The organism is Neobacillus sp. NPDC058068, assembly GCF_042885335.1.
Taxonomy (GTDB): domain Bacteria; phylum Bacillota; class Bacilli; order Bacillales; family Cytobacillaceae; genus Neobacillus.
In genome coordinates this window covers 111,031-127,151 of the sequence record NZ_JBHVSI010000004.1, presented here as the reverse complement: position 1 = coordinate 127,151, position 16,121 = coordinate 111,031, and the positions used below count along the sequence as shown (strand labels likewise).

Here is a 16,121-nt window from a genome sequence, read left to right as displayed (position 1 = left end):
TAATGAAAAAAGGGGATTCATAAATGAATATATTACTCTGTAGTGTTGGTCGCCGAGTAAAGCTAGTTGAATACTTTAAGAAGGAACTTCAAAAAGTAAACGGAAAAGTAGTCGCGATTGATTGCGACCCCAATGCGGCAGCATTACATCATGCTGATTTCTTTGAGGTCGTGCCGCCGATTGACAATCCAGAATATATTCATCATGTTAAATACCTTTGTAATAAATTTAATATAAGAGGTGTATTATCGCTAATCGACCCTGAATTACCTTTATTAGCAAGCTGTAAGCAGGAGTTTGAAAAGGAAGGTATTCATCTGATTATGTCCGATAAGGATATTGTCGATATTTGCTGCGACAAGGATAAAACCTATAAATTTTTACAGGCCAATCATATACCAACAATTCCAACCTATGTCGGAATTGATAGAGTACGAGAGGATCTAAAGAAATGCAAAATAAATTTTCCATTAATAGTAAAACCGAAAAACGGAAGCGCAAGTATCGGGATTCATCGAGTTACTTCAATAGAAGAGCTTAGAGTATTCCAAGATAATCAACAGGATTATATTGTACAGCCTTTTATAACCGGAGATGAAATGGGTGTCGATTGTTATATTGATCTACATACCAAAAAAGCTGTAAATATATTTATTAAACAGAAGTTAAAGATGCGTGCAGGCGAAACAGATAAATCTATTTCAGTAAGAGACCCCGTTTTAAAACAGATGATCGAAAAACTAATTGTTGCACTTAAACCGATTGGACCTATCGATATTGACTGTTTTAAAACCGATGAAGGTTATATTATATCCGAAATTAACCCCAGATTTGGCGGAGGATATTTGCATGCACATGAATCGGGTCAAAACTTTATAAAAAATATTATTAATAATCTAAACGGTAGTCCTAATGGCCATCATGAAAATGATTATTTAGTGGGCACCATCATGGTTAAATATGATGATTTTATGATTCTTGTTTAAATGAAAGAAAATTTTACCATTACGTTCTATTTAAAGAACAAATAATCGAAAAGGAGTGTGCATTGATGATGGAAATGGACAACTTTTTAGCTGAATTGGCGGATTTACTGGAAATAGAAAAGTCTGATTTAAACAGCGATTATCGATTCGAAGAAAATGAGAATTGGGATTCCGTAGCTCTTATTTCTGTCATTGTTATGGTCGATGAAAATTTTCAGCTGACGATTTCAAATGAAGCGATTCGCAAGTGTATGAACGTTGAGGATTTGCTAAAACTCATCAATGACAAACGTGAATTAGTTGGAAATTAGGCATCACAATGAAGCCCATTTGAAAAGAAAAGGAAGAATACTCGATGAATAAATTAATTATTGTTGGTGCCGGCGGTCTAGCAAGGATGATCTACAGTTGGTTAACTGACTTCACAGATCAAAGTTGGGAGCCAATCGGGTTTATTAGTGATAATTTAAATCTTCTTGATGGTTATAAATATGATCTTCCTATTATCAGTTCAATTCAGGATTATCAGCCTGAACACGATCACATCTTAGTGATGGCAATTGCGGACCCAAAGACAAAGCTTGCAATAGCGAATGTGCTTGAGGAACGCGGCGCCCGGTTTATCACCCTCATCCATTCGACAGCGATAATTGGTAAAAATGTTGAAATTGGCAAAGGGAGTGTCATCTGTCCGCGGGCCGTATTAACGTGTGATATTCAATTGGGTTCCTTTGTGTTGCTTAACTTAGGTGCAACGGTTGGTCATGATGTAAGTATTGGTAATGGTTGTACGATTAATTCTCATTCAGATGTGACTGGATGCACTCAACTAGGTACGGGGGTATTTCTTGGCAGTCATGCAGTCATTACCCCAAACGTAAAAGTTAGGGACTTTGCAAAAATTGGGGCAGGCAGTGTTGCAGTTAAACAGGTTACTCAGGATACCACGGTCTTTGGTATACCGGCTAAACGAATCTAATCCAAAATGCAGCAGCAAAATAATGACACTCACTAGAAGGTGGGTGTCATTATTGCGTAAAACCGAGCAAAGAAAGGACTGAGAAAATGAAATTGGTAACAATCCTCGGTGCTCGTCCGCAATTTATCAAAGCAGCACCATTTTCCGAAGTGTTTCGAAAAGAAAATGAAGAAGTATTAGTACACACTGGTCAACACTATGATGCCAATATGTCTGCTGTTTTTTTTGCGGAGCTTGGCATACCAAAACCCGATTATAACATAGGGGTTGGCTCAGGGAGTCATGGTGTCCAAACAGGACGTATGCTGGAAAAAATAGAAGAAATCATTTTGAAAGAAATGCCCGATGGCATGCTTGTCTATGGTGACACGAATTCTACTTTGGCAGGAGCGTTGGCAGCCAGTAAATTACATATCCCTGTCATTCATGTGGAAGCTGGGTTACGCAGTTATAACAAGCATATGCCAGAAGAACAAAACAGAGTATTAACAGACCATATTTCCGATTTATTACTTTGTCCAACACAAACAGCTGTAGACAACTTAGAAAAAGAAGGAATCACAGCCGGCGTTATTAATACAGGCGATATCATGTTGGATACAGTCCAAAGAAATAAGGAAATTTCAAAAAATCGATATGCTGACGGTGCTTGGCTGGATGAATTAAGCTTTGAAAACGGGGAAATCCATAGGTTCAAAGAAAAAGAATATTACCTTGCTACCATCCACCGTGCAGAAAATACAGATGATGATATGAAGTTACGTGAAATTTTTTCTGCTTTTGAAATGATGGAGATGCCGGTTCTAATACCACTTCATCCAAGAACACGTAAACGAATTGCTGAACTGGATATAAAGTTAAACAATGTAACAATCATCAAACCGGCCGGCTATCTGCTGATGCTTTACTTAACCTCAAATGCCTACATGGTAGTGACCGATTCTGGCGGACTTCAAAAGGAAGCCTATTTCCTTAAGACGCCGTGTACAACTCTAAGGGATCAAACAGAATGGATTGAAACCCTAGAAAATGGCTGGAATAGGTTAAGTCCAATTGTTGGCACCGCCATTTTAGAAACTGTCTCAAGACCATTACACTGTTTGCAGCATCCACAGCCTCCGTTATTCGGTGATGGAAATGCGGCAGAACATATATGTCAGGCCATATTAAAAAGGGGGGGAATAGCAACATGAGCACTGTTACTTTGACTAGTAAATTAAAAGATAAATTATTAAAAAAGACGGCAACACTTGGAGTTGTAGGTTTGGGATATGTAGGTTTGCCCCTTGCGGTTGAAAAAGCCAAGGCTGGGTTTAAAACGATTGGTTTTGATGTACAGGAATCTAAAGTAGAAATGGTTAACATGGGAAAAAATTATATTGGTGATGTTGTCAATGAAGATCTTCAAGAAATTGTGAAGTCAGGACTTCTTTCAGCTACTACCGATTTTGCCCAGGCAGCAAATGCAGACTGTGTATGTATTTGTGTCCCAACACCTCTTGATAAACACCAACAGCCAGATATCAGTTATGTTAAAACCTCTGCCGAAAGCATCGTTCCTTATATGCATAAAGATATGTTAATCGTTTTGGAATCAACGACCTATCCTGGAACAACGGAAGAACTCGTGAAGCCCATTCTTGAAACATCCGGACTAACATGCGGTGAGGATTTCTATCTTGCCTTTTCACCGGAACGTGTAGACCCGGGAAATTTAATCTATAAGACTAAAAACACACCCAAAGTCGTCGGAGGGATCACTCCAAGATGTACTGATGTCGCAGCTACACTCTACGAAAGCATCCTAGAAGCCCCAATTCACCGTGTTTCATCACCAGCAATAGCTGAGATGGAGAAAATCCTCGAAAACACCTATAGAAATGTAAATATAGGGCTTGTAAATGAACTTGCCATTCTCTGTAATAAGATGGGCATAAACTTCTGGGAAGTTATTGATGCTGCGAAGTCTAAACCATATGGATTCCAAGCCTTTTATCCTGGACCAGGACTTGGAGGACACTGTATTCCGCTTGATCCATATTATCTCTCCTGGAAAGCACGTGAATATGGATTTCACACCTCAATGATTGAATCTTCCATGATGGTTAATGACCGTATGCCTGAATACTGTGTTGAGCGAACGAGTAAAATCTTAAATAGACATAAAAAGGCGATGAATGGCTCAAGGATCCTAGTATTGGGTGTCGCCTATAAACAAGATATTGATGATTATCGTGAGAGCCCTGCTCTAAGAGTTATTGAAGAGTTAGAAAAAGAAGGAGCAGAAGTAGTTTACTATGATCCTTACGTTCAGGAGTATCGGGAACATGGAAAGCTTAAAAAGGGCGAATCTGAATTAACAGCGGAACTGATTGAACATGCTGATCTAGTTATCGTAACAACGGCCCATACTGATGTTGATTATTCTTTTGTCCAGCAGTATGCAAAGGCTATATTTGATACGAAAAATGCTATGAAACTAGTAGTGAATCGAGAAAACATTGAATTATTATAGGGGGGAGCCTCATGAGTTTAAGATATGCAATAATTGGCTGTGGAAGAATTTCGCCCAATCATATTGCCGCTGCAATCGAAAATGGACTTGAAATTGTTGCTTTATGTGACATTGAACCTGAACATATGAAGGATAAAATTTTGAAAAATAACCTTCCAGAATCAATTTCGCAATATACAGATTATAAGAAGTTACTTGAAGAGGAGAAACCGCAATTAGTTGCCATTTGTACTGAAAGTGGTAAACATGGCCAAATTGCCTTAGATTGTATCGAAGCAGGCAGCAATCTTATCATTGAAAAGCCTATCACTCTTTCACTTGAAGAAGCTGATGAAATCATTAAAAAGGCAAAAGAAAAAAAGCTAAAAGTGAGCGCCTGCCATCAAAACCGTTTTAATAAATCGATTCAAAAAATAAGAGAAGCAGCCGAAGCGGAACGCTTTGGAAGGCTGCTCCATGGGACTGCTCATATTCGTTGGAACAGGGGAGAAGATTATTATAAACAAGCTACTTGGCGTGGAACATGGGAACAAGACGGTGGGGCATTGATGAACCAGTGCCTCCATAATATCGATCTTCTTCGTTGGATGATGGGAGACGAAATCGTAGAAGTAGTTGGTATGACAGATAATTTGAATCATAACTTTATCGAAGCGGAAGACTTGGGGATGGCGTTGATTAAGTTTTCGAATGGAAGCTATGGAATTGTTGAAGGGACAACTAATATATATCCAAACAACCTGGAAGAAACATTGTATTTATTCGGGGAAAAAGGGACAGTAAAAGCTGGCGGGAAGTCTGTAAATCTTATTGAAGAATGGCAGTTTGCTGACAATTTAGACGACCCAGATAATGTAAAGGAGAGGTTTCAGGAGGACCCGCCGAATGTCTATGGTTTTGGCCATAATCCACTTTATGCTGATGTCATTGACGCCATTCAAAATGATAGGCAGCCATATGTGACAGCAGAAGATGGAAGAAGAGCACTTGAGCTTGTCCTTGCCATTTACAAATCCGCAGCAGAAGGCAAAAGCGTTAAACTGCCACTGAGTAAATGCAGTTCGCTCGAATTCAAAGGCAGGTTTGAAAGATGAGTTATTTTGTTCATGAAAGTAGTTATATCGATGAAAATGTATCGGTAGGTACGGGCACTAAAGTATGGCATTTCAGCCATATTCAAAAAGGTGCTCAAATTGGTGAGAACTGCTCGTTAGGTCAAAATGTCAATATCTCTGCTAATGTAAAAATTGGTAATGGAGTGAAAATCCAGAACAATGTCTCGGTTTATGAAGGTGTTGAATTAGAAGACTATGTATTCTGTGGTCCATCAATGGTTTTTACCAATGATTTAACGCCCAGAAGTAAATATCCAAAAGGTACTGAAGGCTATATCAGAACACTGATTAAATACGGTGCATCGATTGGGGCAAACGCTACAATAGTATGTGGCAATACCATCGGTCGATGGGCAATGATTGCTTCAGGTGCAGTTGTCACAAAGGAAGTTCCAGATTACGCATTAATCGCAGGAGTACCAGCCCATCAAATAGGCTGGGTATGTGAGTGCGGCCAGGTTCTAAAAAATGAGCTGAAATGTAATAACTGTGACAGAGAATATACTGTTCGTGATGGAGTCCTTCAAGAAAAGGCTGAATAGCGGAAATCTAATCATAATGGAGATTGATAGATGATGGAATTCAGAGATTTAAAGACTCAGTATCAGAAATATAAGCAGGAAATTGATTCAGCAATACAGGAAGTATTAACAAAAGCAAATTTTATCGGCGGCACAGAAGTAAAAGAGCTAGAAGAACAATTAGCCGAGTTTGTTGGGGTAAACCACTGCATTACTTGCGCTAATGGAACGGACGCATTGAATTTAGTAATGATGGCATGGGATATCAAAGCGGGTGACGCCGTATTTGTGCCAGACTTTACTTTCTTTTCAACTGGAGAAATGGTTTCATTTAGAGGGGCAACTCCTGTTTTTGTCGATGTAGATCGAGAAACATTTAATATTGATACGGCTAAGCTAGAAAGAGCAATTAGGAAAACAGTTGAAGAGGGAAAGCTAACGCCAAAGGCTGTTATTCCTGTAGATTTATTTGGCCTGCCTGCAGATTATCATGAGATAGAAAGAATTGCTAAGAAGTTTAATTTATTCGTGTTAGAAGATGGTGCCCAGGGATTTGGCGGCAATATTAATGGTAAAAGAGCATGCAGTTTTGGAGATGCAGCAACAACATCATTCTTCCCAGCTAAGCCACTTGGATGCTATGGCGACGGTGGGGCTATTTTTACTAATGATGATGAATTAGCAGCATTGCTGAAGTCGTTAAAAATTCATGGAAAAGGCGAGAATAAATACGACAATGTTAGAATTGGCGTTAACTCAAGATTAGACACCGTCCAAGCAGCGATATTAAAAGTGAAACTAAAAGCATTTATTGATCATGAATTGAAAGCTGTAAACCAAATACAGCATCTATATAACGAAAAATTAACAGGAATTGTAGAAATTCCATTTATACCCGATGGATATTATTCAAGTTTTGCCCAGTATACAATAAAACTTAAAAACAAGGAACAGCGCGATGGCTTACAAGCAAAACTTAATGAACATGGAATTCCCAGCATGATTTATTATCTAAAACCAATGCATAAACAAGAGGCCTTTTCAAATTTGGAAGCTGAATCTAAAGACTTTGAAATAACGAATGAGCTTTGTGATATAGTGCTTTCATTGCCGATGCATCCCTATTTGAGTGAAGATGATGTAAATAGAATATGTGAAGTGGCTAAAGGATAGTAAGTTGGAAAGTAGTTTTTAATTTATACAGTGCCTTCCGGGCACTGTATAAATTATTATTAGTACAGGAAAACCTGCAAATTACTTTTGTTATCAATGGTGGTAAGTAAAATCTCACTAATTTCTGTTTTATATTGGACCTTTAGCATGTTAATCAGCCACTCTTCATCTTTGTTGCTTTGATTTAGTGCCTGATAATCAATCTTTCCTTCTTTAATTAATGTCCTCGGCAGGTCAAAAGGTTCCGTTTGTAACTGATATGTTGATGGTGTAATTGCCTCATACTGCGGATCCAAAAAAATTGAAATCTTCCCATCCGACTCCCAAAATGCCAACGCAACTTTTTTTATATCGGCAATTTTTTCTTTTCGTAACTCCGCTAATAATGTATCTATCGAGATTCTTGCCTTCTTCAGCCCTTTATAACTAATTTCCCCCTCCTTAATAAGTGGAATGGGCGATGACTCAATTGTGTTTCTTAGCCAGGTCCATTTTAAATTTAAGAAAATCCCAATCAAGTATAGAACAATGATTACAATTGTAGAGATTACCGATCCCTTTAATCCGATTCTATGGTCTGAAAGTGGATGGGCAATGATGTTTCCTAACATCAAAGCCATCACAAAATCAAGTAATCTTAATTGCGAAATCGCGCGAGAGCCCATAACTTTGACCGCAAGGAGCAAAAAGATAAACGTGACGACAGAGCGTAAAATCCACTCGATTCCTGAAAGTGATTCTTGGCCATGGAAAAAATCCAACAATGAAGGCACATCCTTTAGCTGATAAGCGTTTCTATTAGTATTCTCATGGACACGGCTTTTTTTACGATGAAAAAATAAAAAAGCCGATTAGAAAATTCTAATCAGCTCAAAACATGTAAAAACTTCACACAAACCGGATAGGGCACGGCAATATCAGATTTTATAAGGGTCAATTTCCCCGTACCTGCATCCCGTGAAAATAACACAAGATTGCCCGATTCCTGATTGGAAGCTACAATGAATTTTTCTGATGGATCTAGCACAAAATCCCTCGGCCAATCCCCTTCAGTAGAAGTATGCTCAATAAAGCTAAGCTCACCCGATTCTTGATTAACACTAAACAGAGTAATACTGTTATGTCCGCGATTGCCAGCATAAATAAAGCGTCCATCTGAGGAAATGTGTATTGCGCTGCCCTGGTTATTTTCGGAAAAATCGGAAGGTAGTGTGGAAATATATTGTATCTCGGAGAAATGGCCATTTTCTGAGTGATAGTTTAAAACAATCACTTCAGAGCTAAATTCTGTCATGAGATAAGCAAATTTTCCGTTTGGATGAAACGTGAGATGGCGCGGACCGCTGCCAGCCTTTAATGGCAGCAACTTTACCTTTTCAAGCGAACCGTCATTATTAATTGCATAGGTAATAAGGGCATCAAGACCTAAGTCAACGACGGTCAGATATTTTTCATCCGGGGTTAGTCCCGCATAATGGGTATGAGGTTTTTCCTGCCTGGAATCCGGCCCTCGCCCTTCATGCTTGATCACTGAAGCAGCAGGTTGTACGCTGCCATTTTCATGGTTAATCAAGTGAGAAACGACTTCGCCTTTATGGTAATTTGCACTGAATACATAGCGGTTTTTGCTATCAACGCTCACATGACATGGTGAAGAACCGGTGAGAAACTGGCTGTTAATTGCCGTTAATTGGCCGTCATCGTTTATGGAAAAAGCGGCCACACCCCCTGTTTCTCCTTCTTTTGCCACTGAATATAGGAAGTGATTGTCCTTGCTTATGGTTAAGTATGTAGGATTTTCTACTTGTGCCGCCACTTTAATATTCGTTATTTTTGCCTCGTTTGTATCTAATGTAAAAGAATAAACCCCCTTACTCTCACCCTTCGTGTACGTCCCAATAAACCCTATGAATTTACTGCTTGTCATCATCAACACTCCGTTCATGAATTTTCTAATGAACCTATTGTATCAAACTATCTAATATTTACTCAAACAGAGACGCTTTCCATGAAATTTGGTGTATGATAAATTTGTATTGGAAAAATTACTTTCGAAGTCATAGCCTTTGGAGGGGAAATTATGCTAGGTGCAATTGAAGCTGGGGGAACAAAGTTTGTCTGCGCTGTAGGAGATAACTTAGGGAATATTACCGAGAAAATTCAGATTCCAACAACGGTACCAAATGAAACGATGCAGCAGGTCAGTGAATTTTTTAAGAGATTTGAAATGAAGGCAATTGGAATTGGCTCGTTTGGTCCAATAGATATTGACCGGGAAAGTAAGACATATGGCACGATAACATCGACACCGAAAACAGCATGGAGGAATTATCCGATTGTCGAAGCGATGAGTAAGGCTTTTCATGTTCCGGTCGGATTTAACACGGATGTCAACGCGGCTGCATTAGGAGAAGTAACCTTTGGTGCAGCAAAAGGCTTGGATAGCTGCTTATACATAACAGTTGGCACTGGAATTGGAGCAGGTGCAGTCAATCAAGGCAAGCTGCTACAAGGATTGTCACATCCGGAAATGGGGCATATATTAGTAAGGCGTCATCCAGAAGATCCTTACCGAGGAAAATGCCCCTATCACCATGACTGTTTGGAAGGGCTTGCCGCAGGTCCTGCCATTGAAGAACGCTGGGGAGAAAAAGGAATTAATTTGGTGGAACGTCAAGAAGTCTGGGATCTGGAAGGCTACTATATAGCTCAAGCGCTAATGCAGTACATCTTAATTCTGTCACCGAAAAAAATCATTCTTGGCGGCGGTGTCATGAACCAAAAGCAAGTTTTTGCTTCCATCTATAAGCATTTAGAAGGACTGATAAATGGTTATGTAACCTTACCGGAACTTTCCAGTTACATAGTAAACCCTGGCTTAGGTGACCGGGCAGGAATCATTGGCTCATTACTTCTAGCGGAACAAGCATTACAGGATAAAACACAAAGAGAAAGTTGAGGGACAAATTTTGCAGCCATTATTTTTAAAACCGGTTTTTAAAGAACGAATTTGGGGTGGAACGGCATTACAAAAGGAATTCGGTTATTCGATTCCAACCGAACATACCGGGGAATGCTGGGCGATTTCCGCACATCCAAACGGACCGTCGGTAATTGAAAATGGACCATATGCCGGCCAAACACTTGATAAGCTATGGAAAGATCATCCTGAGCTTTTTGGAAACCCAAAAGAGGCGGTTTTCCCTCTGTTAACCAAAATTTTAGATGCCAATATGGATTTATCGGTTCAAGTTCATCCAGATGATGCTTATGCGAAAACCCATGAAAACGGCGAGCTCGGTAAAACAGAATGCTGGTATATCATTGATTGTAAAGAAGGGGCAGATATGATCTTCGGTCATAACGCCCAAACAAAAGAGGAATTCATTCAACAAACAAAAGACGGAAAATGGGACACCTTGCTCCGCCGCGTGAAAATCAAACCGGGGGATTTTTTCTATGTCCCAAGCGGCACAATCCACGCCCTTTGTGAAGGCACCCTCGTATTGGAAACACAGCAAAGCTCTGATACCACGTACCGGGTATATGATTATGATCGCAGAGATGCTGATGGGAATTTACGTGATCTTCATTTGGAAAAGGCAATTGATGTAACAGCCGCACCCCATCACGGGAGTGTAACTGTTCCTAAAATTGAGTCAAAGGACAATGCAGTCATCACAACTTTTGTAGAATCAACTTTCTTTTCGGTGTACAAATGGGACATCAACGGGACATTAAGCTTTGCTTCAGATGATACCTACTTGTTGGTAAGTATCATTAAAGGCGAGGGTTCACTCGTTCATCAAGGTAAAAGCTACAAATTAGAAAAAGGCAGACATATAATCCTGCCTTTCGGGTTTGGGGAATTTGAAGTGAATGGCGAATGTGAATTGATTGTTTCTCATCCATAGGCAAAGATTGAAATTGTACTAAAAAACTGATAACAAGTTGGATGAATAAGCAAAAACTATAAAAAAATTCCTTTTAGCATGGCGTTTTTTTGGTATAATGACTCTTTTATTTGCATTCTTAAGTAGGATAAGTAATAGTTAAACTATTAAGCAAACCAATGTACTTAGTATCTTATATTAACAATCATAAAAGGAGTTAAATTATGGCGAAAAACAATAGAAATACAAAAAAACAGCAGCAATCCTCTTCCAAGTTTGTTTTTTGGATGATTGGGCTTATTGCCGCTTTAGTATTAGGTTTAATTTTTTTTGGCAATCATACAAAACCGGAAGAAAAGCAAAATACGGAGGAAACGATTGATTATAGTAATCAGCCGTTCCTTGGTGACGAGTCCGCACCAGTCTCGATTATTGAGTTTGGCGATTATAAATGCCCAAACTGTAAATATTTTTCCGAAGGTTGGGTGCCGATAATTCAAAAAGAGCTGGTTGATACTGGAAAGGCTAAGTTTTATTTTATGAACTTTTCTTTTATCAATATTGATTCCAAACGTTCTGCTAAGTTTGCTGAATCGGTTTATCAGGAGCTTGGTAATGAAACGTTTTGGAAATTCCATGATCGCCTTTTTGATAAGCAGCCAGAGGACCCGGCAGAAGAAAAAAAGGATGTTTTTACGGAAAGCTTCTTGATTGATACGTTAAAAGAAGTGGCTAGTGATAAAGATGCCGCAAAGGTTGTTGAAAATTTCCAAGCTAAGAAGTCAGATGATGCCTGGCAAAAGGATATGGATTATGTTGAAAAACTAGGGGTTACTGGTACACCGACGATGTTCGTTAATGGCAAGATGTTCACTGGTGCAAAAATCGATGATTTGATAAAAATGGTAGATGAAGCGGCAAAGGAGAAAAAGAATGAATAAACCCTTGATTCTCTCCTGGATAGCTGCCATCATTGCCACACTTGGCAGCCTATATTTCAGTGAAGTTCAACATTTTATTCCCTGTACACTTTGCTGGTACCAGCGGATTTTCATGTATCCCTTAGTCATAATTCTCGGGATAGCGGTTTATCGGAATGATAAAGGAATCTATAAATATGTGCTGCCGTTGTCAATCGTAGGCATGCTGATTTCTGGCTATCACACTTTATTACAAAAAATCCCCTACCTACAGCAGTTTGAAATGTGTACCACAGGGGTGCCGTGCTCACAGGATTACATAAACTGGCTCGGCTTTATTACGATCCCTATGTTAGCATTTATTGCTTTTACGATTATTACCGTAAGCCTAGTCATCGTATCTAGGAGTAGAAACGAAGAAGAGACTATCCGTCAAAGGTAGTCTCTTCTTTTTGTCCTAGCCGCTGGTCATGATTATTGAAATTCGGCAAAGAATAAAAGAAAGCAAATAATTTCTTTGGAGGCAGTCATGAAAGCATCAGACGGAGTTGTAAGCTGTTTAGAAAACGAAGGTGTTGAATTTGTTTGTTAACAGAAGCAGTGAATGCGAGTAATGAAAGTGTACTGATAGATGTCATCATGTAAATAGCATAGTTTTCTCTAGCCAGCACAAAAAGAGCGGTTATCCAAAAAAGGCAGCCGCTCTTTTGTGTCCCAAAACTATGGTGATGATTTATAGTTAATCATTCATTAGAACACAAAGGCTGTACCAACAATGATTAATAAAACAAACAACACCACAATTATAGCAAAGTTGTTGTGTTCTCTGTGCTCTCTGAAATCACCCATAGTTATCACCTCCCACATTTAATTATTACATTTTATGTGTGCCACCTTAGAAAGGAATGGACAAACATATTGTTAAAGAAAATATGTTATGAGGTTTTTTTGAATATACAAAAAAGGCTGATTCAAAGTAAGTATTTCACTTTGAATCAGCCTTAAATAATTTATTACTTCATTGTTTTTTAATAATTTCTTTTATAAATGCTCTTTTAAAAAGGTAATTACTTCATCAAACGCTTTTTGAACAGTCGGGTTTTGCCAATCCTCGTCGAACACATGCTTGCCATTAGGAATCGTAATTAAGCTGCATTCTACTCCGGCTATAGTTAATGCCTCGGACATTAGCACCGACTGTTCATAAGGTACATCTTCATCCATTGTTCCGTGCAAAAGAAGTGTAGGTGGAAAATCGGCACTAGTAAAGTTTATCGGGCAAAATTGGGAAAGCTGTTCCTTATTAAGGCCGCCGCTTATTTCCTCAATCCATACACCATTTTGTCTGGCATACATATAGATGGCATAACGTTTTTGAATCGGACCGACGGTAATAATTTCGTTTGAAACGAGCATTTTTGCAAGTTCCTTGGGAACGGTTGTCATGTTTTGATAGTGGGGGCTTGGTTTCATTGCCCAATCGCCGGTGATATCACCATACCCATAAAACGAGACAATTGCCTGGGGCTTTTTCTTGAAAGTTCCCGACAATAGGGCAAGATAGCCGCCTGCTGAGCCTCCAATTACGGCTATTCTTTCAGCGTCATACTCAAATTCCTTGACACCTTCGTTTTCAACCCAAGAGAGGGCAGCGGCAATATCCGCTTTAATTTCTGGCAGCTTCGTCTCAGGAGCAAGCCTATAATCGATGGAGAATACATTAAAACCAGCTTGAAGATAAAGTTCAATTTGTTCGGCTTTCATATCTTCCCTCGAACCCCAAAAGAGACCGCCGCCATGGATATAAACAATGACTGGGCGACGCTTTTGAGAAGTAGGATAAAAATCTCCTTTTATTTCATAACGATCCGCTTTTTTATAAACAATGGTTGTTTTCATCTTAATGCTTCACACACTTTCGTTTAAGTAAATTCAACTATTTATTATAGTATAATAAAAAAAAGGTAAAGTTTCTTAGTAGTATTTGCTAAAAATATTAATTCAATTTATCCGTTTTGGACAATGACTGAAATTATTCTCTGCTCGGCTATTTTTTTAGGCTGTGTTAAAAGTGAATGTTGATTTCCGTTCCAGGCGCTTCGCTTTCCGCGGGGCGGGCGGTGAGCCTCCTCGGCGCTAAAGCGCCTGCGGGGTCTCACCTGTCCCGCTCCTCCCGCAGGAGTCTCGCGCCTTCCACTCCAATCAACATTGTGCTCAAAATCAACAATGTTCTTTAACACAGCCTTCTTTTAATAAGGTTAAATCCCACCTGTTTTTGTGAAAATCTGGCGCATTAGTAATGCCATCCTCAAATGCAATGAGTTTTGCGGTTCATGAACTAAATACCCTAATATATCTTCACATTTTGCGATTCGATATTTAACCGTATTCCGGTGAATAAATAATTTTTTGGATGTAATCGTGATCTCACAATTATTTTCCAAAAAGACAATTAATGTATTGATTAAATCTTCCTCATCCTTTGTTTTGGGATACGCGAGCGACCGCAATGTGTTTTCATAAAAGTTCTTTAAGTTTTCCTTTGGAATTAAATGAATGAGTTCGATTAATTGTTTTGTTTCGTAAAGGTTGATAAATTTCTTTTGGTATAATTCCTCGCCTTGTTTCCAAGCCTCCACAGCTTCCGAATAGGTGATCGGAATATAGGTTACATCGTTGACAAAGTTACCAACACCAAAGGAAAGCGAGACCTTTAATGTGTTATAAGCTTCCTCTTGAAATTCCTCAAGTTTTTTCTTAATTGAAGCGGTGAGATTATCATTTGTCGTTTGGATGATACTGACAAAATACTTGTTCTTTATAAAAAGAATACTTTCCTTATTAATTTTTATCATTGATTTATTAAATAAATCATATAAAAAATCGTATGACCGATTCCTTGTCGTGAGGTCACTTTGCAGAAATGGATCTTGCTTATCCTCGTCAATCTTAAACACAATACAAAGGTATTTTGCATTTTCAATTAAACCATGTTGTTTGCCACGATAAATAATCTCTTCCTTTAAGGAGATGTTCCCTTCAACGAGGGAGCCAAAAAAGTTGTTTTCCAATAAGCGGCTGCTTTCCCGGATCGCTTCGTTCTTTAATAAGGTGAAGGAAATAACGGTTGACGCCTGCTCAATCGCTAATTGCGATGACGGATAGGGCAATTTTTCTGCGTTAAAGATGATAAGCAGACTTGGATATGGATGCATCGTTTTTACCTGAACGATATTAAGTGATATCGACGAATGAGTAGAATTTGGATGATCAATCGTAATCATACCTTTTTCGCTATATTTCTCAATATTTTCTTTGAAAAGAGATTCCACATGTTCTTTCACGTTTTTCATGTTTTCCTTATGAAAATGCTGGGAAAATGAGACAATATCACCTAGAGGGCTAAGTAACAGGACAGGGTTTTTTAAAAAAAAGCCGAGATTTTCAATTAGGGATTGAAGATTATAGCCTTTAATCATCATTTCGGTAAATTTCTTATGAATATGGATAGCATAAAATAGTTCCTCGATTTTGTTATTCCATAAAAAACTTAACAATTGATGGGCAACAGTTCCTAAAGTAAGAGAGGGGGGAATGACGATAATCGGAAATTCTAATGAATTGGCTAAATCCACAACCTCTTTAGGGATTACATCAATGAATCTTTTTAGTTTTATAGCTATGCCAGCACAGGGATGCTTACTCATTTGCGAAATGAACTTCCCGAGTGCAAGCGGATCATCTTTAAATGCAAAACCCGTTGTTAATAACAGAGAGTTTTCAGCTAAAAAATTTATCACGTCCGGTGTTTCGGAAACCTCGATTGATTCGACAACTCGTTTTAGTCCGGCATGCCCGGCAATGACTTGTGCGTCTTGAAAGACATCGACAATAAATAAATCCTCAACTATTTTCATTTGGTACCTCCACCTAGCTAATCCTTTTCCTTGTTTATTATTATCTATACTAGACAAAAATACCACATATAATTATGAATAATGACTAATGATTTTGTTTAC

Annotated in this window: 17 protein-coding genes; 12 read left to right on the top strand and 5 right to left on the bottom strand. The window is 38.7% G+C overall.

Annotated elements, in window-relative coordinates; translation table 11 throughout:
- Nucleotides 1-23 precede the first annotated feature (23 nt).
- The 8 genes from ACFVSW_RS06400 (at nt 24) to ACFVSW_RS06365 (ending at nt 7,289) form a co-directional block, all read left to right on the top strand.
- Nucleotides 24-986 (top strand): ATP-grasp domain-containing protein, encoded by a 963-nt coding sequence (locus ACFVSW_RS06400; RefSeq protein WP_387313661.1) that lies wholly within the window; start codon nt 24-26, stop codon nt 984-986.
- A 65-nt stretch (nt 987-1,051) separates the two neighbouring features.
- The gene (locus ACFVSW_RS06395; protein ID WP_387313659.1) at nt 1,052-1,297 is read left to right on the top strand and encodes an acyl carrier protein; all 246 of its coding nucleotides are present in this window, start codon (nt 1,052-1,054) and stop codon (nt 1,295-1,297) included.
- A 44-nt stretch (nt 1,298-1,341) separates the two neighbouring features.
- Nucleotides 1,342-1,965: an acetyltransferase gene (locus ACFVSW_RS06390; protein WP_387313656.1), complete on the top strand. Its 624-nt coding sequence runs from the start codon at nt 1,342-1,344 to the stop codon at nt 1,963-1,965.
- An 86-nt stretch (nt 1,966-2,051) separates the two neighbouring features.
- Entirely contained in the window at nt 2,052-3,158 is a 1,107-nt protein-coding gene (gene wecB / locus ACFVSW_RS06385) for a non-hydrolyzing UDP-N-acetylglucosamine 2-epimerase (protein WP_387313653.1), read from the top strand.
- Nucleotides 3,155-4,480: a nucleotide sugar dehydrogenase gene (locus tag ACFVSW_RS06380; RefSeq protein WP_387313651.1), complete on the top strand. Its 1,326-nt coding sequence runs from the start codon at nt 3,155-3,157 to the stop codon at nt 4,478-4,480. The genes wecB and ACFVSW_RS06380 overlap by 4 nt, the downstream gene beginning before the upstream one ends.
- 11 nt (nt 4,481-4,491) lie before the next feature.
- Nucleotides 4,492-5,574, top strand: a complete 1,083-nt coding sequence (locus ACFVSW_RS06375; protein WP_387313648.1) for a Gfo/Idh/MocA family protein — start codon at nt 4,492-4,494, stop codon at nt 5,572-5,574.
- Complete coding sequence (locus ACFVSW_RS06370) at nt 5,571-6,137, top strand: N-acetyltransferase (protein ID WP_387313646.1); 567 nt, start codon at nt 5,571-5,573, stop codon at nt 6,135-6,137. The genes ACFVSW_RS06375 and ACFVSW_RS06370 overlap by 4 nt, the downstream gene beginning before the upstream one ends.
- 30 nt (nt 6,138-6,167) lie before the next feature.
- A complete protein-coding gene (locus tag ACFVSW_RS06365) occupies nt 6,168-7,289 on the top strand; it encodes a DegT/DnrJ/EryC1/StrS family aminotransferase (RefSeq protein WP_387313644.1) in 1,122 nt (373 codons plus the stop codon).
- A gap of 59 nt (nt 7,290-7,348) precedes the next feature.
- On the opposite strand, the gene ACFVSW_RS06360 is transcribed toward ACFVSW_RS06365, so the two are convergent.
- Complete coding sequence (locus tag ACFVSW_RS06360; RefSeq protein WP_483871746.1) at nt 7,349-8,050, bottom strand: DUF421 domain-containing protein; 702 nt, start codon at nt 8,048-8,050, stop codon at nt 7,349-7,351.
- 104 nt (nt 8,051-8,154) lie between these two features.
- A complete protein-coding gene (locus ACFVSW_RS06355; protein ID WP_387314110.1) occupies nt 8,155-9,219 on the bottom strand; it encodes a lactonase family protein in 1,065 nt (354 codons plus the stop codon).
- A gap of 150 nt (nt 9,220-9,369) precedes the next feature.
- On the opposite strand from ACFVSW_RS06355, the gene ACFVSW_RS06350 reads away from it, so the two are divergent.
- From ACFVSW_RS06350 to ACFVSW_RS06335, 4 genes are all read left to right on the top strand, one after another.
- Nucleotides 9,370-10,248, top strand: a complete 879-nt coding sequence (locus ACFVSW_RS06350) for an ROK family protein (protein ID WP_387313639.1) — start codon at nt 9,370-9,372, stop codon at nt 10,246-10,248.
- A gap of 7 nt (nt 10,249-10,255) precedes the next feature.
- On the top strand, nt 10,256-11,203 hold the full coding sequence (gene manA, locus ACFVSW_RS06345; RefSeq protein WP_387314108.1) for a mannose-6-phosphate isomerase, class I: 948 nt from the start codon (nt 10,256-10,258) through the stop codon (nt 11,201-11,203).
- A gap of 203 nt (nt 11,204-11,406) precedes the next feature.
- Nucleotides 11,407-12,123 carry a DsbA family protein gene (locus ACFVSW_RS06340; RefSeq protein ID WP_387313636.1) on the top strand — a complete coding sequence of 239 codons (717 nt, stop codon included), beginning with the start codon at nt 11,407-11,409 and terminating at the stop codon, nt 12,121-12,123.
- Entirely contained in the window at nt 12,116-12,544 is a 429-nt protein-coding gene (locus ACFVSW_RS06335) for a disulfide oxidoreductase (protein WP_387313634.1), read from the top strand. The genes ACFVSW_RS06340 and ACFVSW_RS06335 overlap by 8 nt, the downstream gene beginning before the upstream one ends.
- A gap of 308 nt (nt 12,545-12,852) precedes the next feature.
- On the opposite strand, the gene ACFVSW_RS06330 is transcribed toward ACFVSW_RS06335, so the two are convergent.
- The 3 genes from ACFVSW_RS06330 to ACFVSW_RS06320 all read right to left on the bottom strand — a co-directional run bounded on the left by ACFVSW_RS06330 (nt 12,853) and on the right by ACFVSW_RS06320 (nt 16,019).
- Nucleotides 12,853-12,951: a YjcZ family sporulation protein gene (locus ACFVSW_RS06330; RefSeq protein WP_387313631.1), complete on the bottom strand. Its 99-nt coding sequence runs from the start codon at nt 12,949-12,951 to the stop codon at nt 12,853-12,855.
- Between the two features lie 192 nt (nt 12,952-13,143).
- A complete protein-coding gene (locus tag ACFVSW_RS06325) occupies nt 13,144-14,001 on the bottom strand; it encodes an alpha/beta hydrolase (protein WP_387313628.1) in 858 nt (285 codons plus the stop codon).
- A gap of 359 nt (nt 14,002-14,360) precedes the next feature.
- Nucleotides 14,361-16,019: a PucR family transcriptional regulator gene (locus ACFVSW_RS06320; protein WP_387313625.1), complete on the bottom strand. Its 1,659-nt coding sequence runs from the start codon at nt 16,017-16,019 to the stop codon at nt 14,361-14,363.
- Nucleotides 16,020-16,121: the final 102 nt, after the last annotated feature.